The organism is Marinobacterium halophilum, assembly GCF_003014615.1.
Taxonomy (GTDB): Bacteria; Pseudomonadota; Gammaproteobacteria; order Pseudomonadales; family Balneatricaceae; genus Marinobacterium; species Marinobacterium halophilum.
On sequence record NZ_PYGI01000021.1, the window covers coordinates 68,218 to 90,985 of the forward strand.

20 protein-coding genes and 4 tRNA genes are annotated in these 22,768 nt (G+C 57.1%); 22 read left to right on the plus strand and 2 right to left on the minus strand.

The features are described from left to right. The first annotated feature begins 22 nt into the window (after positions 1–22). From accA to rpoS, 11 genes are all read left to right on the plus strand, one after another. Positions 23–982 (plus strand): acetyl-CoA carboxylase carboxyl transferase subunit alpha, encoded by a 960-nt coding sequence (accA, locus tag CLV44_RS14320; protein WP_106592811.1) that lies wholly within the window; start codon positions 23–25, stop codon positions 980–982. Further along, complete coding sequence (gene tilS / locus CLV44_RS14325; protein WP_106592812.1) at positions 966–2,291, plus strand: tRNA lysidine(34) synthetase TilS; 1,326 nt, start codon at positions 966–968, stop codon at positions 2,289–2,291. The genes accA and tilS overlap by 17 nt, the downstream gene beginning before the upstream one ends. A 78-nt stretch (positions 2,292–2,369) precedes the next feature. Beyond that, positions 2,370–3,998: a CTP synthase gene (locus tag CLV44_RS14330; RefSeq protein WP_106592813.1), complete on the plus strand. Its 1,629-nt coding sequence runs from the start codon at positions 2,370–2,372 to the stop codon at positions 3,996–3,998. 33 nt (positions 3,999–4,031) lie between these two features. Next, positions 4,032–5,327: a phosphopyruvate hydratase gene (gene eno / locus CLV44_RS14335; RefSeq protein WP_106592814.1), complete on the plus strand. Its 1,296-nt coding sequence runs from the start codon at positions 4,032–4,034 to the stop codon at positions 5,325–5,327. Between the two features lie 63 nt (positions 5,328–5,390). Next, positions 5,391–5,681 (plus strand): cell division protein FtsB, encoded by a 291-nt coding sequence (gene ftsB / locus CLV44_RS14340; protein WP_106592815.1) that lies wholly within the window; start codon positions 5,391–5,393, stop codon positions 5,679–5,681. Positions 5,682–5,740: 59 nt separating this feature from the next. Next, positions 5,741–6,721, plus strand: coding sequence for a tRNA pseudouridine(13) synthase TruD (gene truD / locus CLV44_RS14345; RefSeq protein WP_342748498.1), 981 nt, complete (start codon positions 5,741–5,743; stop codon positions 6,719–6,721). 15 nt (positions 6,722–6,736) lie between these two features. Next, the gene (gene surE / locus CLV44_RS14350; protein ID WP_106592817.1) at positions 6,737–7,492 is read left to right on the plus strand and encodes a 5'/3'-nucleotidase SurE; all 756 of its coding nucleotides are present in this window, start codon (positions 6,737–6,739) and stop codon (positions 7,490–7,492) included. A gap of 26 nt (positions 7,493–7,518) precedes the next feature. Next, positions 7,519–8,154: a protein-L-isoaspartate(D-aspartate) O-methyltransferase gene (locus CLV44_RS14355; protein ID WP_106592830.1), complete on the plus strand. Its 636-nt coding sequence runs from the start codon at positions 7,519–7,521 to the stop codon at positions 8,152–8,154. A gap of 16 nt (positions 8,155–8,170) precedes the next feature. After that, complete coding sequence (locus tag CLV44_RS14360; RefSeq protein WP_245912703.1) at positions 8,171–9,091, plus strand: DUF368 domain-containing protein; 921 nt, start codon at positions 8,171–8,173, stop codon at positions 9,089–9,091. A gap of 14 nt (positions 9,092–9,105) precedes the next feature. Next, positions 9,106–9,876 carry a peptidoglycan DD-metalloendopeptidase family protein gene (locus tag CLV44_RS14365; RefSeq protein WP_106592818.1) on the plus strand — a complete coding sequence of 257 codons (771 nt, stop codon included), beginning with the start codon at positions 9,106–9,108 and terminating at the stop codon, positions 9,874–9,876. Between the two features lie 55 nt (positions 9,877–9,931). Further along, positions 9,932–10,972 (plus strand): RNA polymerase sigma factor RpoS, encoded by a 1,041-nt coding sequence (rpoS, locus tag CLV44_RS14370; protein WP_106592819.1) that lies wholly within the window; start codon positions 9,932–9,934, stop codon positions 10,970–10,972. A 22-nt stretch (positions 10,973–10,994) separates the two neighbouring features. On the opposite strand, the gene fdxA is transcribed toward rpoS, so the two are convergent. Both fdxA and mutS read right to left on the minus strand, forming a co-directional pair. Beyond that, positions 10,995–11,318 (minus strand): ferredoxin FdxA, encoded by a 324-nt coding sequence (gene fdxA / locus CLV44_RS14375; protein WP_106592820.1) that lies wholly within the window; start codon positions 11,316–11,318, stop codon positions 10,995–10,997. 58 nt (positions 11,319–11,376) lie between these two features. Next, on the minus strand, positions 11,377–13,980 hold the full coding sequence (gene mutS, locus CLV44_RS14380; protein ID WP_106592821.1) for a DNA mismatch repair protein MutS: 2,604 nt from the start codon (positions 13,978–13,980) through the stop codon (positions 11,377–11,379). Positions 13,981–14,097: 117 nt separating this feature from the next. Between mutS and CLV44_RS14385 the strand changes: the two genes are divergently transcribed. The 11 genes from CLV44_RS14385 (at position 14,098) to thiI (ending at position 22,660) form a co-directional block, all read left to right on the plus strand. Beyond that, on the plus strand, positions 14,098–14,574 hold the full coding sequence (locus CLV44_RS14385; RefSeq protein WP_106592822.1) for a CinA family protein: 477 nt from the start codon (positions 14,098–14,100) through the stop codon (positions 14,572–14,574). A gap of 89 nt (positions 14,575–14,663) precedes the next feature. Beyond that, positions 14,664–15,710, plus strand: a complete 1,047-nt coding sequence (gene recA, locus CLV44_RS14390; protein WP_106592823.1) for a recombinase RecA — start codon at positions 14,664–14,666, stop codon at positions 15,708–15,710. Between the two features lie 61 nt (positions 15,711–15,771). Then, entirely contained in the window at positions 15,772–16,242 is a 471-nt protein-coding gene (locus tag CLV44_RS14395; RefSeq protein ID WP_106592824.1) for a regulatory protein RecX, read from the plus strand. Positions 16,243–16,397: 155 nt separating this feature from the next. Further along, positions 16,398–18,992, plus strand: coding sequence for an alanine--tRNA ligase (gene alaS / locus CLV44_RS14400; protein WP_106592832.1), 2,595 nt, complete (start codon positions 16,398–16,400; stop codon positions 18,990–18,992). Positions 18,993–19,047: 55 nt separating this feature from the next. Beyond that, positions 19,048–20,283, plus strand: coding sequence for an aspartate kinase (locus CLV44_RS14405; protein WP_106592825.1), 1,236 nt, complete (start codon positions 19,048–19,050; stop codon positions 20,281–20,283). 187 nt (positions 20,284–20,470) lie between these two features. Continuing rightward, the gene (gene csrA, locus CLV44_RS14410; protein ID WP_106592826.1) at positions 20,471–20,671 is read left to right on the plus strand and encodes a carbon storage regulator CsrA; all 201 of its coding nucleotides are present in this window, start codon (positions 20,471–20,473) and stop codon (positions 20,669–20,671) included. A gap of 64 nt (positions 20,672–20,735) precedes the next feature. After that, a tRNA-Ser gene (locus tag CLV44_RS14415) sits at positions 20,736–20,823 on the plus strand. 7 nt (positions 20,824–20,830) lie between these two features. Further along, positions 20,831–20,907: transfer RNA gene (locus tag CLV44_RS14420), tRNA-Arg, on the plus strand. A 31-nt stretch (positions 20,908–20,938) separates the two neighbouring features. Further along, positions 20,939–21,015, plus strand: a tRNA-Arg gene (locus tag CLV44_RS14425). 21 nt (positions 21,016–21,036) lie between these two features. Beyond that, positions 21,037–21,113, plus strand: a tRNA-Arg gene (locus CLV44_RS14430). A gap of 86 nt (positions 21,114–21,199) precedes the next feature. Further along, positions 21,200–22,660, plus strand: coding sequence for a tRNA uracil 4-sulfurtransferase ThiI (gene thiI / locus CLV44_RS14435; protein WP_106592827.1), 1,461 nt, complete (start codon positions 21,200–21,202; stop codon positions 22,658–22,660). Positions 22,661–22,768: the final 108 nt, after the last annotated feature.

Here is a 22,768-nt window from a genome sequence, read left to right on the forward strand (position 1 = left end):
TACAGAACAGAAGCAGACACGCATGAATCCGAACTATCTGGATTTTGAACAGCCGATTGCCGAGCTGGAAGCCAAAATCAGTGAGCTGCGCCATGTCAACGAGGACACGGCGGGGCTCAATCTTAGCGATGAGCTGGAAAAGCTGCAGGACAAGAGCCGCAGCCTGACCGCCTCCATCTTCAAGGATCTGTCCGCGTGGCAGATCTCTCAGATTGCTCGTCATCCGCAGCGTCCCTACACGCTGGATTACGTCAAACACATCTTCGATGACTTTGATGAAATTCACGGTGACCGTCATTTCTCCGATGATCAGGCGATCGTCGGCGGCCTGGCGCGTCTGGATGGTCGTCCGGTGATGGTGATCGGTCATCAGAAGGGCCGTGAAGTCAAAGAAAAGGTACGTCGCAACTTCGGCATGCCGCGCCCTGAGGGTTACCGCAAGGCGCTGCGCATGATGGAGATGGCCGAGCGCTTCAAACTGCCGGTGCTGACGTTTATCGATACTCCGGGCGCATATCCCGGTATTGATGCGGAAGAGCGTGGCCAGTCGGAAGCGATCGCGTTCAACCTGGCCAAGATGTCACAGCTGAACACCCCGATCATCGCTACGGTGATTGGTGAAGGCGGCTCCGGTGGCGCACTGGCCATCGGTGTGTGCGACGAGCTGTTGATGCTGCAGTACGGCACCTACTCGGTGATCTCGCCGGAAGGCTGTGCCTCCATCCTGTGGAAAAGCGCCGAGCGTGCGTCCGATGCCGCCAAGGCGATGGGCATTACGTCCGGACGTCTGCATGAGCTGGGCCTGGTCGACCAGGTAGTCAGCGAGCCGCTGGGTGGTGCGCATCGTAATCCCGAGCTGATGTCTGCCAACCTGAAGAAACATCTGGTGGAAACGCTTGATCGTCTGTCCGACTTTGCCTCTGAAGAGTTGCTTGAACGTCGTTACGAGCGTCTGATGTCTTACGGTGTATTCGAAGACTGATGTATTCCGGGCAGATGTCCATCTGCCCGTTCTGCTTGATACCCTGTCGGCGCGCCTTGCTGCCGTGGGTGAAGTCCGCCGCTGGGTCATCGCGCTCAGTGGCGGTCTCGATTCCTCCGTGTTGCTTGAACTCTGCAGTCGTCTGCCGCTGGCACAGCCGCGGGTTGCGGTGCATATCAATCATCAACTCCAGTCCGCTGCCGACGCCTGGCCATTACACTGCCAGCGTCATTGCGAGCGTCTTGCCGTACCGTTGACAGTTATTCCCGTCCAGCCGGCTTCCGCCTCTGAGGCATCGGCCCGTGCGGCGCGTTATGCCGCGTTTGCAGATTTTTTGCAGCCAGGCGACTGCCTGTTGTTGGCCCAACACGCTGATGATCAGGCTGAAACCCTGCTGTTGCGCCTGCTGCGCGGTGCCGGGGTGACCGGTTTGGCCGGGATGCCGGTTGCGCGCCCGCTGGGGCAGGCGCAGCTGCTGCGCCCGCTGCTGGAGCAACCGCGGGCTCTGCTGGAGGCCGTTGCGACTGAACTGGGGCTGCAGCCGGTGATCGACCCGACCAATGCGCAGGATCATTACGACCGTAACTGGCTGCGTCTGCATATTCTGCCGCGCTTGCAGCAGCATTGGCCGGGGTTGCTCAACCGCTGTGGAGATACCGTCGAGTTGATGCGTGATGCCGACGCGTTGCTGCGCGAACGTGCCGAAGAGGATCTGCAGGCATGTGGCGTTGCGACGGCCGTACTGGATCTGAACCGGTTGCAGCAGCTGTCGCCGGAGCGTCAGCGCAACCTGATGCATCATTGGATCAGTGCTGCCACCGGGGTCAGGCTGAGTCGTCGACGCCTGATCGGGTTGATGCACGCCATGGTGTCGGCCGGAGCGGGGGCTGACCCTGTCGAGCGTCTGCAATCGATGCAGTTGCGCCGCTACCGTCATGAGCTTTATCTGCTGCCGGACCCATTGCCTGCGCCGCTATCCATGGCTGTGCCGGTCCGTGTCGGCCAGGTGCAGGAATTGCCCCATGGGCGCCTGAGTTGGCAGCGGGCGGCACAGGGGCTGGCTGACGGGCACGCATTGACACTGGACTATCGTCGCGGAGGCGAACGCCTGCGGCCGCTGGGGCGTGGCGGTTCGGTCGCGTTAAAACAGGTGCTGCAGGAGTCGGGCATGCCGCCCTGGTTGCGTTCGTTGCAGCCGTTACTCAAGGATGGCGAGCGAATTGTGGCACTGCCCGGTCTCTGCTTGTGTGCAGACGCGGTCGTGGAAAACGGATTCGTGCCGCAATGGGACGCTTTTGGTTTGTCCTGAAGGGCGGTTTTTGCTAAGCTGCAACCCCATCTTGATTACGTTTTCTCCTCCCCAACATCTCGATCTAACAGGTTCCGCATGACGCGTTATATTTTCGTCACAGGCGGTGTTGTGTCCTCATTGGGCAAAGGCATCGCATCAGCTTCTCTGGCGGCTATTCTCGAGGCCCGTGGCCTCAAAGTTACAATGCTCAAGCTGGACCCGTATATCAACGTGGACCCGGGCACCATGAGCCCTTTCCAGCATGGTGAAGTATTTGTAACCGATGATGGTGCCGAAACCGACCTTGACCTTGGTCACTACGAGCGTTTCATCCGTACGACGATGAACAAACGCAACAACTTCACCACCGGGCGTGTCTATCAGCACGTGCTGAGCAAGGAGCGCCGCGGCGATTACCTTGGCGGCACCGTGCAGGTAATCCCGCACATCACTGACGAGATCAAACGTCGGGTGATTGAAGGTGCCGGTGATGCGGATGTGGCACTGGTCGAGATCGGTGGTACGGTCGGTGATATTGAATCGTTGCCCTTCCTGGAAGCGGTACGTCAGTTGAAAGTCGAGGTGGGTGCGTCCCGCGCGATCTTCATGCATTTGACGCTGGTGCCGTACATCGCCACCGCAGGCGAGACCAAGACCAAACCGACTCAGCATTCCGTGAAGGAACTGCGCTCCATCGGTATCCAGCCGGATATTCTGGTGTGCCGTTCCGAGCGTCCGCTGGACGAGTCTTCACGCAAAAAAGTCGCCATGTTTACCAACGTGGACGAGCGTGCCGTGATCTCGCTGCCGGATGCCGACAGCATCTACAACATCCCGGCGATGTTGTGGGAGCAGCATCTGGACGAGATCGTCACCGAGCGTTTCCGCATCAACTGCAAAGCAGCAGATCTGAGCGAGTGGAACCGTGTTGCTGATGCGTCCCTTAACCCGGAAGGTGAAGTCACCATCGCCATGGTCGGTAAATACATGGAGTTGCTGGATGCCTATAAATCGCTGATCGAAGCGATTTCCCATGCCGGCATTGCCCTGCGCAAGAAAGTTCGAATCGAATATATCGATTCCGAGCGCGTCGAACGTGAAGGCAGCAAGATCCTTGAAGGCTTCAGCGCGATTCTGGTACCGGGCGGCTTCGGCGAGCGTGGTGTGGAAGGCAAAATTGAGGCCGTACGCTTCGCCCGTGAAAACAAGGTGCCTTACCTGGGTATCTGCTTGGGTATGCAGGTTGCGGTCATCGAATACGCGCGTCACGTGGCAGGCCTTGAAGGTGCCAACTCCACCGAGTTTGACAAGCAGTCTGCGCATCCGGTTATCGGTTTGATCACCGAATGGACCGATCGCAGCGGCGAAGTGGAAGTGCGTGGCGAAAACTCGGATCTGGGCGGCACCATGCGTCTGGGTGCGCAGACATGTCATTTGGCGGACGGTTCCAAAGTTGCCGAAGCCTATGGCAAGACTGATATCCGCGAGCGTCATCGCCACCGCTACGAAGTGAATAACAATTACGTGCCTCTGCTGGAAGAAGCAGGGCTGAACATTACCGGCCGTTCTGTCGATGGTGAGTTGGTCGAGGTGGTTGAAGCGCCTGATCATCCCTGGTTCGTGGCCTGCCAGTTCCACCCGGAGTTCACCTCGACTCCGCGTGATGGCCATGGCCTGTTCACCGGATTCATCAAGGCCGCGCTGGCACGTCAGGCGCAGCAGTAACCTTTTTACGAGTTAACTGGAGACACAAGCACAATGGCTCAGATTGCGAATATCAAGGCACGCGAAGTTCTGGATTCCCGTGGTAACCCGACCGTCGAAGCCGACGTGATCCTGGATTCCGGCGTTGTCGGTTCCGCCTGCGCACCTTCCGGTGCGTCCACGGGTTCCCGTGAAGCACTGGAGCTGCGTGACGGTGACAAGACCCGTTACCTGGGCAAGGGTGTTCAGCAGGCGGTTGCCGCCATCAATGGCCCGATTCGTGAAGCTCTGACCGGTCTGGACGCAACTGACCAGCGTGCGCTGGATGACACCATGCTGGCGCTGGACGGTACCGAGAACAAGTCCAACCTGGGTGCCAACGCCATTCTGGCCGTATCTCTGGCGGCTGCCAAGGCAGCGGCAGTCGAGAAAGGCATCCCGCTGTACGCGCACATTGCCGACATCAACGGCACGGCAGGTCAGTTCTCCATGCCGGTGCCGATGATGAATATCATCAACGGTGGTGAGCATGCCGACAACAACGTCGACATCCAGGAGTTCATGGTTCAGCCGGTGAACTTTGACAACTTCGGTGATGCTCTGCGTTGTGGCGCTGAAATCTTCCATGCACTGAAAGCGGTATTGAAGGCCCGTGGTTTGAGTACGGCTGTGGGTGATGAAGGCGGTTTCGCTCCTAACCTGGGCTCCAATGAAGAAGCTCTGGTGGTGATCAAGGAAGCGATCGACAATGCCGGCTACAAGCTGGGTACCGACGTGACCCTGGCGTTGGATTGTGCCGCTTCCGAGTTCTACAAGGACGGCAAATACGACCTGGCTGGCGAAGGCAAAGTATTTGATGCCGACGGTTTCGGTGATTACCTGGCGAAACTGTGCGAAACCTATCCGATCGTGTCCATCGAAGACGGCATGGATGAATCCGACTGGGACGGTTGGGCCAGTCTGACTCGCAAGATCGGTGACAAGGTACAGCTGGTGGGTGACGACCTGTTCGTAACCAACACCAAGATCCTGAAGGAAGGCATCGACAAGTCCATCGCCAACTCCATCCTGATCAAGTTCAATCAGATCGGCTCCCTGTCCGAAACACTGGATGCGATCAAGATGGCGAAAGAAGCCGGTTATACCGTGGTGATTTCGCACCGTTCCGGTGAAACCGAAGACACCACCATTGCTGATCTTGCAGTCGGTACTGCGTCTGGTCAGATCAAGACCGGTTCACTGTGCCGTTCTGACCGTGTGGCCAAGTACAACCGCCTTCTGCGCATCGCTGAAGAGCTGGGTGCAGGTGCAGTCTACAACGGCCTGAAAGAGATCAAAGGTCAGGCTTAAGTTCTGAAAGTATGCTAGAAAGGGGGCTTTAGGCCCCCTTTTTTTGACTCAAGAGGTGAGCGCGTGTACCGCTGGTTGCTGTTGATATTGCTGGTAATGCTGGCAGGGTTGCAATACCGGCTGTGGCTGGGTGAGGCGAACCTGCGTCAGGTCTGGCAGCTGGAGCAGCAGATTCAGGAGCAGCAACAGCTCAATCAGCAGCTGATCGAGCGCAACAAGCGCCTTGAGGCCGAAGTGCGCAACCTGAAACAGGGCTTCGCCGCTCTGGAAGAACGTGCCCGCAGTGAGATGGGCATGATTCGCGAGGGTGAAAGCTTCTTCCAGTTAATCGAACCCGAGCCGGAGACTCCCTGACGTTGAATCTAAATCTCGCCTGTAATTGGTTGTATGGCGAACCCTTATCCCGGGCTGTATTGCGTACCACACCGGATGACTTTCAGGTGTTTGAACGTTTGCCTTTCGAACCGGACGGTGAAGGGGAACATCTGTTCCTGTATATCCGCAAGACCGGTGAGAATACCGATTGGGTCGCCCGCCTGTTGGCCAATTTTTGTCAGGTCAGTCCGCGCGATGTGGGCTATGCGGGCAAGAAGGATCGGCATGCGGTTACCGAGCAATGGTTCAGTGTGCGCTTGCCGATTGGCCGTACGTTGGATTGGTCGCTGTTCGGTGGTGACACCATTGAAGTGCTGAAAACCGTACGCCATAGCCGTAAGCTCAGGCTGGGGGCGCTGTCCGGAAACCGTTTCGTGATTCGCTTGCGTCAGGTAACGGCCGCAGATGACTTTGCTGCGCGTATTGAACAGGTGCGTCACGGCGTGCCCAATTACTTCGGCGAGCAGCGCTTCGGTATTGACGGTGGTAATCTGATCAAGGGACAGGCACTGCTGGCCGGTACCCTGCGCGAGCGTCAACGGCACAAGAAGGGACTGTATATCTCCGCATTACGTTCCTGGCTGTTTAACCAGGTTATCAGTGCTCGTATTGAGCAGGGATACTGGAGCAGTATACTGCCCGGCGATGTACTTATGCTGAACGGCAGTCAGAGCTGTTTTGTCGCCACTGAGGAGCCGGATCTGCCACAGCGGCTGGCACAGGGGGATATCCACCTGACCGGGCCCATGTGGGGCCGAGGCCAATTGATGACGCAGGCACAGGCCGAGCAGTTCGAGTCCACGACTCTGCAGCCCTGGCATGCTCTATGTGAAGGGCTGGAAGGCTTGGGGCTCAATCAGGAGCGACGTACGCTGCGGCTGCTGCCGCTCGGGTTCAAGGCCGAGGCGGAAGGCGAAGATCAATGGCGTCTGGAGTTCGAATTGCCCGCGGGTTCATTCGCAACCAGCGTATTGCGTGAACTTTGTCAGTGGCATAACGCTGCCAACGAGCAAACATAATCAAGAAGAATCGACATGCTGACTCTGATTTCAAATGATGATGGTGTATATGCACCGGGACTGGCCACTTTAGCGGAGCGTCTGGCACAGGATCATGAAACCTGTGTGGTCGCGCCTGATCGTAATCGCAGCGGTGCCAGTAACTCGCTAACACTGGATCGACCGCTGGAAGCACATCACCATAGCAGCGGTTATATTGGTATCAACGGTACACCAACCGACTGTGTACATCTTGGCGGCTCTGGCCTGTTCACGGAGCAGCGCCGACCTGAGATTGTAGTGTCCGGTATCAATGCGGGTGCCAACCTGGGTGACGATGTGCTCTATTCCGGAACGGTCGCAGCCGCTACCGAGGGACGGCATTGCCGGTTACCCCCCATTGCGGTTTCCATGCACAGCTTTCACCCGCAACACTACGAAACAGCGGCCGAAATCGTCGCGGTGCTGGTGCAGAAGCTGGAATCGCTGGTGGTGGCACCGCGGACCGTACTTAATGTGAATGTTCCCGATCTACCGCTGGATCAGATCAAAGGTATTCATGTTACGCGCCTGGGGCATCGCCATGGTGCCGAGGCACCGGTTGAGGTGCAGGATCCGCGCGGGCGCATCCGCTACTGGATCGCCGGGGCGGGTGCCGCTGCCGATGCAGAACCGGGCACCGATTTTTATGCAGTTGAGAACGGTTTTGTTTCGGTCACACCGCTGCAGATCGACATGACACACTATTCCGGCATGGATAATCTGGGCGAGTGGCTGGAGGATCTGATGTGATCGATATGGATCTGCAGGGGATTGGCATGACCTCTCGCCGCACCCGTGAGCGCCTGGCGCAGCGGTTGCGGGATCAGGGGATATCCAGCGAGAATGTGCTCAATACCCTGGTTGATACTCCACGGCATATTTTTATCGACGAAGCACTGTCGCACCGTGCATATGAGGATACGGCGCTGCCGATCGGCTACAACCAGACCATATCTCAGCCCTACATCGTAGCCCGGATGACTGAGCTGCTCCTTGAGGCCGGACCGCTGGATACCGTGCTGGAAGTGGGCACGGGCTCCGGCTACCAGACCGCGATTCTGGCACAGTTGGTGGATCAGGTCTTCAGTGTCGAGCGCATCCGCCCGTTGCAGGAGAAAGCCCGCAAGCGTTTGCAGCGACTCAAGCTGCATAATGTCATGCTGCGCCACACCGATGGCGGTATGGGCTGGCCGGACAAGGCCCCGTTTGATGGCATACTGGTCACGGCTGCACCACGTGAAGTGCCTCGGGAACTGCTGGAACAACTGTCTATCGGCGGGCGTCTGGTGATTCCGGTGGGGGATGAGCATCAGACATTGAAGCGAATCACTCGGACGAGTGAAGCCGAATTTGAAACGGAAGTACTGGAAAGCGTTCGCTTCGTGCCCCTGCTGGGCGGTACGGTGCGATAGGCGATGAGGAAAATGCGTGCGAAGTAAGAAGGATTACCTGCTGTTGTCCGGCAAGGGGATGATGATGGGAGCAGCGGATGCGGTTCCCGGTGTGTCCGGTGGGACCATTGCGTTTATTACCGGCATTTATGAAGAGCTGATCGACACCCTTAAACAGTTCAATCCTGAAGCGGTTCGGATCCTGTTCAGTGAGGGGCTGCTATCCTGCTGGCGCTATGTGAATGGCAATTTCCTGCTGGCGTTGTTCAGCGGCATTTTGCTCAGTCTGGTATCGGTGTCGCACCTGGTGCTGTACCTGCTGGAAGCTCATCCGATCCTGTTATGGTCGTTCTTTTTCGGTCTGATCGTGGCTTCGACCTGGAGTGTCGTCCGTCATGTGCGGGGCTGGAATGCCAACCTGGTGGCAATGTTTGTCAGCGGTACATTGCTGGCCTACCTGCTAACCGAGCAGGCGCCGGGGGTCGTGGAAGCGACCTCCCTGATGGTATTTCTGGCGGGCATGATTGCCATCTGTGCGATGATTCTTCCAGGCATATCCGGCAGTCTTATTCTGCTGCTGATGGGTATGTATACCCCGATTCTGGGTGCCATCAAGGGGCTGGAATGGGTCACGCTGGGGCTGTTTGCAAGTGGCTGTATCATCGGTTTGCTGAGCTTTTCCCGCGTGTTGAGCTGGGCCTTTCACCACCACCGAATGCTGACACTGGCGCTGCTGGGCGGCTTCATGCTGGGCTCGTTGAACAAGGTGTGGCCGTGGAAGTATACGCTCTCCTACACCATTGATCGTCACGGTGAAGAAGTGCCGTTGCTGCAGGATAATCTCTTGCCTGGCAGCTATGAAATGTTGACCGGACTCAGTTCCGGGTTCTGGCCCGCCATTGCCCTGATGTGTGTCGGCGCGTTACTCGGATTACTGATGGACCGCCAGCAGAACTGAAATGGGAGGCAGGGTTGCCATATCGTCTGTTGCTTGCGTTGTTCTGCCTGAGTGCTCTGCTGGGTGGCTGTTCAACCGGCTATGCGCCGGTTTCCGAGCAGTCGTTGGGTGCCAGGCAGGCGGCCAAGCAACCGGCCCCTGCCCGTTACAAGGTCCGGCGAGGCGATACACTGTACTCAATCGCCTTTCGTTACGGTCTGGATTACCGCCAGGTGGCACGCTGGAACAGCGTTGACCGCCGCTACTTCATTTACCCCGGACAGGTGTTGAGCTTGCGAGCACCTGCTGTCGCCGCTCGTCCCGCTACGTCCAAACCTGCAGCCAAGCCTGTTGCCTCAACGCCGCCGCAGTCGGCGTCACGTCCAGTCAGTAGTACCTCCAAACCGCGCCCGTCACCCGCGGCCACAGGACCGGTGCGTTGGCTCTGGCCCCATCAAGGTAAAATCATTCAGGCCTTTGGCCGTGGCCAGCCTGCCAACAAGGGGCTGGATATTGCCGGCAAGGCGGGCGAGAGTGTCAAGGCTGCAGCATCCGGTGAAGTGGTGTATGCCGGGAACGGCCTGCTGGGTTATGGCAATATGGTCATCGTCAATCACGACAAACGCTACCTGAGTGCCTATGCACATAACAGTCGCATCTTCGTGCGAGAGGGTGATAAGGTTAAAGCTGGTGAAAAAATAGCCGAAATAGGTAAAACTGGTGCTACCCGCACGATGCTGCATTTCGAAATCAGGCGTGACGGGGATCCGGTGGATCCGTTGAGGTATCTGCCCAAGCGGCAATAATAATAATAACCAGAGCAAGACGGGGCTGCCTGTCTGGACTACCTGGGGGTGAAGAATGGTAAGTGTAGGTGAAGATACGCGTTATGCTGCGCAGAGCAGCGAACATGATGCTGATGACGAACGTCGTCAGGAAATGCTGGATGACACGGATGATGACCGTGACGAGGTGAACGACAAGGATGCGGGTGATGATGATGCGCCCAAGTTCATGGACAGTGGCCGTGGGCGTGGTTCCATGGCGCACAAGGATCTGGTCAATGCCCGTTCGCTGGATGCAACCCAGCTATATCTGAATGAGATCGGCTTCTCGCCGTTGTTGACCGCACAGGAGGAGGTGTACTTTTCTCGCCTGGCACTGAAAGGAGATGATGCGGCCCGCAAGCGCATGATCGAGAGCAACCTTAGGCTCGTGGTTAAAATCGCCCGCCGCTATATCAACCGTGGCTTGACTCTGCTTGACCTGATCGAGGAGGGTAACCTAGGGTTGATTCGCGCGGTGGAAAAATTTGATCCCGAACGCGGCTTCCGCTTTTCCACTTATGCGACCTGGTGGATCCGTCAAACCATTGAGCGTGCGATCATGAATCAGACCCGGACCATTCGTCTGCCGATTCATGTAGTCAAAGAACTCAATGTCTATCTGCGGGCCTCCCGCGAGCTGGCTCAGAAGCTTGATCATGAACCTACCGCTGAAGAAATAGCGGCCCTGGTGGATAAGCCGGTGGCCAATGTGGAGCGGATGATGGGGCTCAATGAGCGCGTCAGTTCGGTGGATGTGCCAGCCGGTCAGGGGGCGGATAAACCGCTGCTGGAAACCATCGCCGATCAGGGTGCAACAGACCCTGAAACACTGCTGCAGAACAACAACATCAGCGGTAACCTGAATCGCTGGCTGGGGATGCTGCCGGACAAGCATGCCGACGTGCTTTCACGTCGTTTCGGTTTGCGCGGCTACGAGATGAGCACGCTGGAACAGGTCGGTCAGGAGATCGGGTTGACGCGTGAGCGGGTGCGTCAAATCCAGGTCGAAGCACTGCGCAAACTGCGCGAGATCGTCGAAAATAACGGCCTGACCGGCGAAGATCTGCTGCAATAGCAGACCTTCGCCCGGTGCCGGATCAACGCTCCAGATACTGCAGCTTGTCCGGCACGCCGTCCCACTGCTCGGCATCCGGCAAGGGTGCCTTGCGTACGGTGATATTGGGCCATACTTCCGCCAGCTCGGCATTGAGCGAGTAGAATTTGTCCTGCTCGGGGCTCAGGTCGTCCTCGTGCAGAATCGCCTCGGCCGGGCACTCCGGCTCACACAGGCCGCAGTCGATACATTCGTCCGGATGGATCACCAGAAAATTCGGACCTTCGTAAAAACAGTCGACCGGACAGACGTCGACACAGTCGGTGTACTTACAGCGGATGCAGTTCTCGGTCACGATGTAGGTCATCGTTCAGCTCTCCTTGGTGCCAGTCTGCTAGCAGTATAGTGTGCCGTATCCGATCTGATCATGACAGCAGAGCCTTGAGTGCGTAAAGCTGCTCAAGTGCTTGCCGTGGCGTCAGCTCATCGGGGTTCAGTTCATGCAGTTGACGTTCGGCGGCGGAGGGCTGGTAGCTGACAAACAGATCGCTTTGTACCGGCTCTTCGACACGATGGATGACTTCGGGGGCAGGGTTGCGGGTCACGTTTTCGCTGTAGTCGCGGCTATCCTGCTCCAGCACGACCAGCTTGTCCCGAGCGCTTTGAATGACACCGGCGGGAATGCCGGCCAGCTGAGCCACCTGCAGGCCATAGCTCTGACTGGCGGGCCCGTCCTGCACTTCATGCATGAATACGATGTGATCATTATGTTCAACGGCTGTCAGATGTACGTTGGCGACGCCATTTTCCCGTTCCGGCAAGCCGGTAAGTTCGAAGTAGTGGGTGGCAAACAGGGTAAATGCCTTGACCTCGCGGGCAAGGAATTCGGCACAGGACCAGGCCAGTGACAGGCCATCAAACGTGCTGGTGCCACGACCGACTTCGTCCATCAGCACCAGGCTGCGGGCCGTGGCGTTGTGCAGAATGTTGGCGGTTTCGGTCATCTCCACCATGAAGGTGGAGCGGCCACCGGCGAGGTCATCCGATGACCCCATGCGCGTAAAGATGCGGTCGACGATGCCGATGGTGGCGGCCGCTGCCGGCACATAGCTGCCGATATGAGCCAGCAGGGTGATCAATGCGGCCTGGCGCATATAGGTGGATTTACCACCCATGTTGGGGCCGGTAATGACCAACATGTGGCGGTCAGGATCCAGTACCAGATCATTGGCGACGAAGGGTGTGTCCAGTACGGCTTCGACCACTGGATGGCGGCCCTGGCTGATGTTCAGGCAAGGCTCCTCAACCAGCTGAGGCCGTTGGTAATCAAGAGCAAATGCCCGCCCGGCCAGGGTGTTGAGCACGTCCAGCTCGGCCAGCGCCGCCGCACTTTCCTGCAATGGAGCCAACTCGGCTGCCAGCATTTCGAGCAGGGCATCATAAAGCCCCTTTTCTCGGGCTAGCGCCTTGCTCTTGGCACTCAGCGCCTTGTCTTCAAACGCTTTCAACTCCGGGGTGATGAAGCGCTCGGCGTTCTTGAGTGTTTGCCGCCGAATATATTCGGCTGGCATGTCCACCGCCTGCGCCTTGCTGACTTCGATATAGTAACCGTGTACCCGGTTGTAGCCGACCTTGAGGGTGGTGATATCGGTACGGGCGCGTTCACGTGCTTCCAGCTGCAATAGAAAGTCGCCGGCGTTTTCGCTCAGGCCGCGCAGTTCATCCAATTCGGCATCGTAACCGGCAGCAATCACACCGCCATCGCGGATTACTACAGGTGGCCCGTCAATGATGGCGCGAGCCAGCAGGTCAGCCTGTTCCGGGAAGGTGGTGATGGTGCTGGCCAAGGCGGTAATGCGTGCGGAATCATTGCGGCCCATTGACTGCTGCAGCGTGGGTAGAACGGCCAGTGCATTGCGCAGGCGTTCAAGGTCGCGCGGGCGCGCAGAACGCAGGGCTATACGTGACAGGATGCGTTCCATATCGCCGATCGCCTTGAGCTGTTCGGCAATGGTATCGCTGCAGTCCGGGCGCAGCAGCCAGCGAATGGCGTCCTGGCGGGCTTCCAGTGTTGCCCGGTCACGCAGGGGGCGATGCAGCCAACGACGCAGCAGGCGGCTGCCCATGGGGGTGCGACACTTGTCCAGCACGGCGGCCAGCGTATTCGTGCGGCCACCGGACAGGTTCAGATCCAGCTCCAGATTGCGCCGGGTCGCGGCATCCAGGATTACGGCCTCGTCATGCTGCTCCACCTGCAACCGGCGGATATGGGGTAACTGGCTACGTTGGGTATCACGGGCATATTGCAGCAGGCAGCCAGCCGCACAGATGGCGAGGGTCAGGTGGTCGCAGCCAAAGCCGCTCAAATCGCGGGTATTGAACTGGTCGCACAACAGCCGCTCGGCGGTATCGGCTTCGAATTCCCAGGGCGGGCGGGCGTGGGCGCCGGTGCGTTTGCTCAGGCAAACCGGAACCTCGGTATCATCCGGGTATAGCAGTTCTGCTGGACGCAGGCGTTCCAGCTCAGTCAGCAGGGCGGCTTCGCTGTCCACTTCGAACAGGCTGAAACGCCCCGAACTGATGTCGATCATGGCCAGGCCAAAACGGTCATCCTGACGGGCGACGGCCATCAGCAGGTTGTCCTGATGTTCGTCGAGCAACGCTTCGTCAGTCAATGTGCCTGGGGTGACAATGCGGACCACTTCGCGTGCGACAGGGCCTTTGCTGGTGGCCGGATCACCCACCTGTTCACAGATGGCCACCGATTCGCCGGCACGTACAATGCGGGCGATGTAATTGTCGGCTGAATGGTAGGGAATACCGGCCATGGGGATCGGATTGCCAGCCGATTTGCCGCGGGCGGTCAGCGAGATATCCAGCAGCTGTGAAGCGCGCTTGGCATCATCATGGAACAGCTCGTAGAAGTCACCCATGCGGTAGAAGAGCAACTGGTTCGGGTGCTGGGCTTTGATGCGCAGGTACTGCTGCATCATCGGGGTGTGCTGAGTGTTCTTGCCTGCTGAGGACATATCGGAAACGGTCATCCTGTTACGGAGGGATTGAATCGGTGTCGGCTCGGGGTTTTAATGGCAGGATTGTACGTCAAACATGACAGCCTGCGTAGTCGTGGCTCTGGAGTAACTGGTATGAAAAATCTGGCACAGAAAGTGGGTGAAGCACTGTTGGCAAAAGGGATGAAGCTGGCCACAGCCGAGTCCTGTACCGGAGGCTGGGTGGCTCAGGCCGTGACCGCGGTGCCGGGCAGTTCGCATTGGTTCGATTGTGGATTTGTCTCCTACTCCAACACCGCCAAGCAGAAAATGTTGGGTGTGGATTTGGCGGTGCTTGAACAAAGCGGCGCGGTCAGTGAGCCAGTAGTCGCACAGATGGCCGAAGGCGCATTGCGTAACAGTGAGGCCGGCATTGCCGTTGCCATCAGCGGTATTGCCGGTCCCGACAGCGATGTTGGCAGGAAGCCAGTGGGCACGGTGTGGTTTGCCTGGGCGATAGCGGGCCATCCGACCGTAACCTGCCTGAGTTTCTTCAACGGTGATCGTGACGAGATCCGTCAGCAGGCCGTCGAGCAGGCGCTGGAAGGCGTCATGGCTTATCTGCCGCATTGACCGACAAGAGGTTGCAATCTGATCAGGGTATGAAATAATACTGTCCAGATATACAGTACTTAACCACTCGGCCAATTAAAGGTTTCCCGATGGACGCAAACAGAAAGAAAGCGTTGGATGCAGCACTGTCACAGATTGAACGTCAGTTCGGCAAGGGTGCCGTCATGCGCATGGGGGATAAGCCCCGTGAAGCGATGCCCGCGGTTTCTACCGGCTCCCTCGGGCTGGATATCGCGCTGGGTATTGGCGGCTTGCCGTATGGCCGTGTGGTTGAGATCTACGGCCCGGAATCGTCCGGTAAGACAACGCTGACGCTTCAGGTTATTGCGCAGGCGCAGAAGCAGGGTAAAACCTGTGCGTTTGTGGATGCCGAGCATGCGCTGGATCCGATCTATGCCGAGAAACTGGGTGTGGATGTGGATGCCTTGCTGGTATCTCAGCCGGATACCGGTGAGCAGGCGCTTGAAATCACTGACATGCTGACCCGTTCGGGTGCGGTTGATGTCATTGTGGTCGACTCGGTGGCAGCGCTGGTGCCGAAAGCTGAAATCGAAGGCGAAATGGGTGACTCGCACGTCGGCCTGCAGGCGCGCTTGATGTCCCAGGCGCTGCGTAAACTGACCGGCAGCGTTAAACAGTCCAACTGTCTGCTGGTGTTCATCAACCAGATCCGCATGAAGATCGGGGTGATGTTCGGTAACCCTGAAACGACTACCGGCGGTAACGCGCTCAAGTTCTATGCATCCGTGCGTCTGGATATTCGTCGCATCGGTGCGGTCAAGCAGGGCGACGAAGTGATCGGTAACGAAACCCGCGTCAAGGTGGTCAAGAACAAGGTATCGCCGCCGTTCCGTCAGGCTGAATTCCAGATCCTTTATGGTCAGGGCATTTACCATATGGGCGAAGTGGTTGATCTGGGTGTACAGCAGGGTCTGGTTGACAAGGCCGGTGCCTGGTATGCCTACAAGGGTGACAAGATCGGACAGGGCAAGGCAAATGCTGCCAAGTACCTGGATGAGCACCCGGATGTCGCCGAGGAGATCGAAACCGAGCTGCGTTCACGACTGCTCAACGTCGCCAAGCCAAAGGCTGAAGCGGCTCAGGCAGCCGAAGACACCGAACAGCTGGATCTCTGATCCATACTGAAGTTATCCACAGGGGCCCTCGGGCCCCTGTTGCGTTTGGGGGGCAATAAATATGGCCAGAGAACTGGAAACGACAGCGGATATGCGCAATGCAGCCATTGCGTTGCTGGCGCGGCGTGAATACAGCCGTGCCGAGCTGGAACGCAAACTGGGCAGTCGGGTGGCCGAACCGGCACTGCTGACGCAGGTTCTGGATCAACTTGAAGTCGATGGATACCAAAGTGATCAGCGTTTTGCCGAAGTGTTTACGCGCAGCCGGTTGGGCTCGGGTTACGGACAAATGCGCATCCGTCAGGAGTTGCAGCGCAAGGGTATAGAGCGTGACCGGATCAATCAGGTGATTGAGGCGCAGGAAATCGATAGTCGCCAACTGGCGCGTGAGTGCCATCAGCGCCGGTTTGGCGACCGGCCGGTGCAGGATCAGAAAGACTATGCCAAGCGCATGCGTTTTCTGGTCAGTCGCGGATTCTCGTTTGAGGATGCTCGCCTTGCCATTACGCGCGCAGCGGATGACGAGGGTTAAAAACAATCGGTCCGGGTGAAAAGCTATCGTACATTTTTTACCCGCGTTATATACTTGACGGCTAATTTTTGCGTACAAATCCCCGCTTTTTATCAGCTTGAAAGCGGCTCTGTCGTGCCAATAAGTACAGACGCAACGGACCCTATATGAACTATATGACAAGTGCGGAGATCCGCCAGGCATTTCTCGAGTATTTCAACCAGCAGGGGCATGAAATTATTGCCTCCAGTCCGCTGATTCCGGGTAACGATCCCACACTGCTGTTCACCAACGCAGGGATGGTCCAGTTCAAGGATGTGTTCCTCGGTTCCGACAAGCGTCCCTACAACCGTGCCACCAGCTCACAGCGCTGTGTGCGTGCTGGCGGTAAGCACAACGACCTTGAAAATGTCGGCTACACGGCACGTCATCACACCTTTTTCGAAATGCTGGGCAACTTCAGTTTCGGTGACTATTTCAAGCGTGAAGCGATCAAGTTTGCCTGGGAATTCCTGACCCAGCGCCTGGGGCTGCCGGAAGAGCGCCTTTGGGTTACCGTGCACCATACGGACGATGAAGCGGAGAAAATCTGGAAAGACGAGATGGGTATCAACCCTGACCGCTTCTCCAAACTCGGCGAAGACAACTTCTGGGCGATGGGCGATACCGGCCCTTGCGGTCCCTGTACTGAAATCTTCTTTGACCATGGCCCCGATGTGGCCGGTGGTCCTCCGGGCAGCCCGGATGAAGACGGCGACCGCTACATCGAGATCTGGAACCTGGTATTCATGCAGTACAACCGTTCTGCCGACGGCACCATGGAACCGCTGGCACGTCCGAGTATCGACACAGGCATGGGCTTGGAGCGCGTAGCTGCGGTGATGCAGGGCGTACACAGCAACTACGAGATCGATCTGTTCCAGCGTCTGCTCAAGGCCACGGCCGATGTGCTGGGGCTGGACAGCATCGACAGCAAGTCGCTGCGCGTGATTGCCGACCATATCCGTTCCTGCTCCTTCCTGATCACCGATGGTGTCATGCCGTCCAATGAAGGCCGTGGCTACGTGCTGCGCCGCATCATGCGTCGTGCCATTCGTCACGGTAACAAGCTGGGTGCCAGCGAGCCGTTTTTCCACAAGCTGGTAGCTCCGCTGGTGCAGGAGATGGGTGAAGCGTACCCGGAACTGGCCAAAATGCAGGCTCAGGTCGAGCGTATTCTGCTGAAGGAAGAGCAGCAGTTTGCCAAGACCCTTGAACACGGCATGCAGTTGCTGGAACAGGCGATTGCCCAGATGGACGGTACGATCATTCCGGGTGAAGCCGTATTCCGCCTGTATGACACCTATGGTTTCCCGGTGGATTTGACTGCCGATGTGGCCCGTGAACATGAATTGACGCTGGATATGGATGGCTTTGAACAGGCGATGGACGCGCAGCGTGAACGTGCGCGCGCCTCCGGCCAGTTTGCGGTCGACTACAATGACCAGATCAAACTGGAAGGCCAGACGGCGTTTACCGGCTATGACCGTCTGGAAGACCGCTCTGAGGTGCTTGCGCTCTACCGTGACGGTGAGCAGGTCAATCAGCTGTCTGCCGGCGAGAGCGGTGTTGTCGTGCTGAAGAACACGGCTTTCTACGCCGAATCCGGTGGCCAGGCTGGTGACCAGGGCATGTTGCGCTGGGATCGTGGTCAGTTTGCCGTTAGCGATTGCACCAAAGAGAGTGGTCATCACCTGCACCATGGCAGCTTGAGTGAAGGTGTTCTGCAGGTCGGCGATCAGGTTGTGACCGAAGTGGATATGGCCAAGCGTCAGGCAACGGCTCTGAACCACTCGGCAACCCACCTGCTGCACGCAGCACTGCGCACCGTATTGGGTGACCATGTGCAGCAGAAAGGGTCACTGGTCAATGCTGAGCGCCTGCGCTTCGATTTCGCTCACTTTGAGGCGATGACGGCTGAACAGGTCGCTGAGGTCGAAGCGATGGTCAATGCACAGATCCGTGCCAACTCGGCGGTTGAAACCGAGTTGATGGAATTGGAAGCCGCTAAAGAAAAAGGCGCCATGGCGCTGTTCGGCGAAAAATACGATGCGGATGTGCGTGTCCTGAGCATGGGTGGCGATTTCTCGGTTGAGCTTTGTGGCGGTACCCATGCCAAGCGGACCGGTGATATCGGTTTGCTGAAGATTGTGGCGGAGAGCGGCATTGCTTCCGGTGTACGTCGTATCGAAGCCGTGACCGGTGCGCAGGCCCTGCAGTGGGTCAACGGTAACGAACAGGCATTGGGTGAGATCGCAGCACTGGTAAAAGGCTCGCGTGACAGTGCTCTGGACAAGGTGCGTGGCCTCAATGAGCGTAACCGCCAGTTGGAAAAAGAGATCGAGCGACTGGCAGCCAAGCTGGCCAGCGCCCAGAGCGGTGACCTGCTCAGCCAGGTGCAGGACGTAAAGGGCATCAAGGTATTGGCCGCCAAGCTTGAGGGGATTGAGCCCAAGGCGTTGCGCGATACGCTGGACCAGTTGAAAAACAAATTGGGCAGTGGCGTAGTGGTATTGGCCACCGCGCAGGACGACAAGGTCAGCCTGATTGCCGGGGTGACCAAGGATCTGACCGGTCAGATCAAAGCGGGTGATCTGGTACGTGAGCTTGCCTCACGTCTGGGTGGAAAAGGGGGCGGGCGTCCCGATATGGCGCAAGGTGGTGGCACTGATGTGAGTGCTGTGCCTGCCGCGCTGGATGCGGTGCCCGAACTGGTTGCGGCCAGCCTGTAATTGATGCAGGCGCTGCCGGTACGGATGTTGCCGGCAGCTGAATGGAAACTGGAAAATGGCTTTATATGTGCAGAAGTACGGCGGCACCTCGGTAGGCTCGGTGGAGCGTATCCAGGCCGTCGCCGAAAAGGTAAAGGGGTTCCGCCAACGGGGTCATGATGTAGTGGTCGTGGTCTCCGCCATGAGTGGAGAAACCAACCGTTTGATCGGGCTGGCCAACGAAATACAGGCACGTCCTGACCCGCGAGAAATGGATGCTCTGGTCTCCACTGGCGAGCAGGTGACCATTGCGTTGCTGTGTATGGCACTCAAGCAGGCGGGTGTTGATGCCCGTTCCTATACGGGTGCTCAGGTACGTATTCTGACCGACCAGTACCACACCAAGGCTCGGATTCAGGATATCGAAACCGAGCGCATGCGTGCCGATCTCGACCTGGGGCGTGTGGTCGTGGTGGCTGGATTCCAAGGTGTTGATTCTGAAGGCAATATTACCACGCTTGGTCGTGGTGGTTCAGACACGACCGGGGTAGCGTTAGCGGCCGCGTTGAAGGCTGACGAGTGTCAGATCTATACCGATGTGGACGGTGTGTACACGACCGACCCACGGGTGGTTGAAGGCGCGCAGCGGCTGGAAAAGATTACCTTTGAAGAGATGCTGGAAATGGCCAGCCTGGGCTCCAAGGTATTACAGATCCGTGCCGTGGAATTTGCAGGCAAGTACAAGGTACCGTTGCGGGTATTGTCCAGTTTCCAGGACGGCCCGGGTACACTGATTACGATAGAGGATGATGAGACTGTGGAAAAACCGGTTATCTCGGGTATAGCGTTCAACCGTGACGAGGCCAAACTGACCGTAGTCGGTGTGCCGGACATTCCCGGTGTGGCATCACGCATTCTTGGGCCGATCAGTCGTGCCAACATTGAAGTCGACATGATCGTGCAGAACATTGCTGCAGATAAAACAACGGACTTCACCTTCACTGTTCATAGAAACGACTATGATAAAGCTCAGCAAGTGCTGCAGCAGGTCGTGAAGGAACTGGGAGCGCGTGAGGCTGTCGTAAACAACAAGATTGCGAAAGTCTCTATTGTGGGCGTAGGTATGCGCTCACACGCAGGTGTTGCCAGCAAGATGTTTGATGCCCTGGCGGCTGAAAACATCAACATCCAGATGATCTCGACATCCGAAATCAAAGTATCGGTTGTCATTGCCGAGAAATATCTGGAGCTGGCCGTACGTGCATTGCATTCAGCATTCGACCTGGACGCATCTGATACAGTCAGTGAGTAACGACAGTATCGAATGACGGGGGCACGCATCTGTTCTATAGTATGCGGTCAGGCCCCCGCAAGCGGCTCGAAGCAGTCAGCACTCGCTATATACCTGGATGGTCGAAGGACATAAGGGTGGTGGGTGCGAACCTGTTTCAGCAATTCAGGATTCAGCGCCCAACAGGATAATTTAAGGAGAGCCACAAATGCTGATTCTAACCCGCCGTGTCGGCGAAACACTTATGGTTGGTGACGACGTCACTGTGACAGTTCTTGGTGTGAAGGGAAATCAGGTCCGTATTGGTGTCAATGCGCCCAAGGATGTTTCCGTACATCGTGAAGAGATTTACCAGCGTATTCAGCGTGAAAAATCACAGGACGGCGAACAAGGCGGCGAGCAAGAATAAGTTTTTTCAAAAAGATCTTTTCTTTTGAAAATCAATCTTGTACTATTTGCGCCGTTGTTGAGACGGTGAGTTGGCCGAGTGGCTGAAGGCGCGCCCCTGCTAAGGGCGTATACCGCAAGGTATCGAGGGTTCGAATCCCTCACTCACCGCCATTGATGTGCGCCCGTAGCTCAGCTGGATAGAGTACCTGGCTACGAACCAGGCGGTCAGAGGTTCGAATCCTCTCGGGCGCACCATATCAATGCAACAGCAAATGGAAACATGTGTGCGCCCGTAGCTCAGCTGGATAGAGTACCTGGCTACGAACCAGGCGGTCAGAGGTTCGAATCCTCTCGGGCGCACCATCTTTTCTGTTTTTAGGGTAAGCGCCCGTAGCTCAGCTGGATAGAGTACCTGGCTACGAACCAGGCGGTCAGAGGTTCGAATCCTCTCGGGCGCACCAACCCTTTCTAATTTATTCCCCCCCTTCTTAAGTCTTTCCATTACTACCCAGACGCTTAGTCTGATCCTCACTATTCCGGAATTACCATGAAATTCATTGCCAAGCTGTTTCCCGAAATCACGATCAAAAGTCGTCCTGTACGTCGTCGTCAGATTCAGCGCCTGCAAAGCAATTTGCAAATTCTGCTCAAACGCATCGACAGTGCGATCAAGGTCAGTGCCTTTTGGGATAAGGTCGAGGTCAGCATTCCCGGTCAGAACGACGCGCTCTGTGAGCAGATCGTGGACGTGATGGAGCGAGTGCCGGGCATTCAGCAGTTTCTTGAAGTGAAGGAATACCCGCTGGTCGATTTTGACGATACCTTCCAGTTGACGCGTGCAGCCTATGCCGAACGTCTGCGTGGCAAAACCTTCAAAGTTCGGGTCAAGCGTACCGGTCAGCATACCTTTACCTCTGTGGAGATGGAGCGTTATATCGGCGGTGGTCTGCGCGAGCATACCGAAGCGGCCGGTGTTGATGTGCGTAATCCACAGGTGTGGGTGGATCTGGAAATACGTGATGAGACGCTGTTTGTCGTTACGGCGATTCATCAAGGACAGGGCGGCTATCCGCTGGGCACTCAAGAAGATGTGTTGTCTCTGATTTCCGGTGGTTTTGATTCGGTTGTATCGTCCTACATGACCATGCGGCGTGGCAGCAAGACCCATTTCCTGTTTTTCAACCTGGGTGGTCACGCACACGAGATCGGCGTCAAGCAGGTCGCGCTCTATCTGTGGCAGCGTTATGGCGCCTCTGCGCGCGTCAAGTTCGTCACCGTGCCGTTTGAAGAGGTAGTGGGTGAGATCCTGCAGTCGGTACACCATTCACACATGGGTGTTATCCTCAAGCGCATGATGATGCGAGCGGCTGACAAGGTGGCTGACCGGATGGAGTTGAACGCAATTGTCACGGGTGAAAGCGTTGCTCAGGTGTCCAGCCAGACCTTGCCGAACCTGCGTCTGATCGATGAAAGCTGCAACCATCTGGTATTGCGCCCGCTGGTCACCATGGACAAGCCTGACATTATCGACATTACTCGCCGTATCGGCGCGTTCGAATTTGCCAGTGCCATGCCGGAATATTGCGGTGTCATTTCCGACAAGCCAACCACACATGCCCGTCGTGAGCGTGTTGAAGCGGAAGAGAGCAATTTCGATTTTGAGGTGCTGGAGCGTGCCCTGGAGCAGGCGGAAGTGATCTCGATCGATGATATCGTCGAAAACCGCAATATCCATGGCGACATCGAGGCGATGACGCGTGTGGAAGCCCATCAGACGCTGATCGATATCCGCCCGCCACGTGATCAGGAGCGCAAGCCGCTCAACATGCCAGGCTGTGATGTCCGGGTGATCCCTTTCTACAAGCTGGAAACTGAATTCTCGCAGCTGTCTGCCGAGCGTGAGTACCTGCTCTATTGCGATAAGGGTGTTATGTCACAGATGCACGCCCAGCATTTGCATGAGCGCGGCCATGAAAACGTGAAAGTCTATCGTCCAGCCACTCATTGAGTGGCTTTTTTTTGGCTATGTCTGAGTAAACTGTTGAAGATCTGCCATTCTTAAAGTATTAGCCATAAGCTTTAAGGGTGGCCGCTATGAAAAACGCCCCATTTCAGC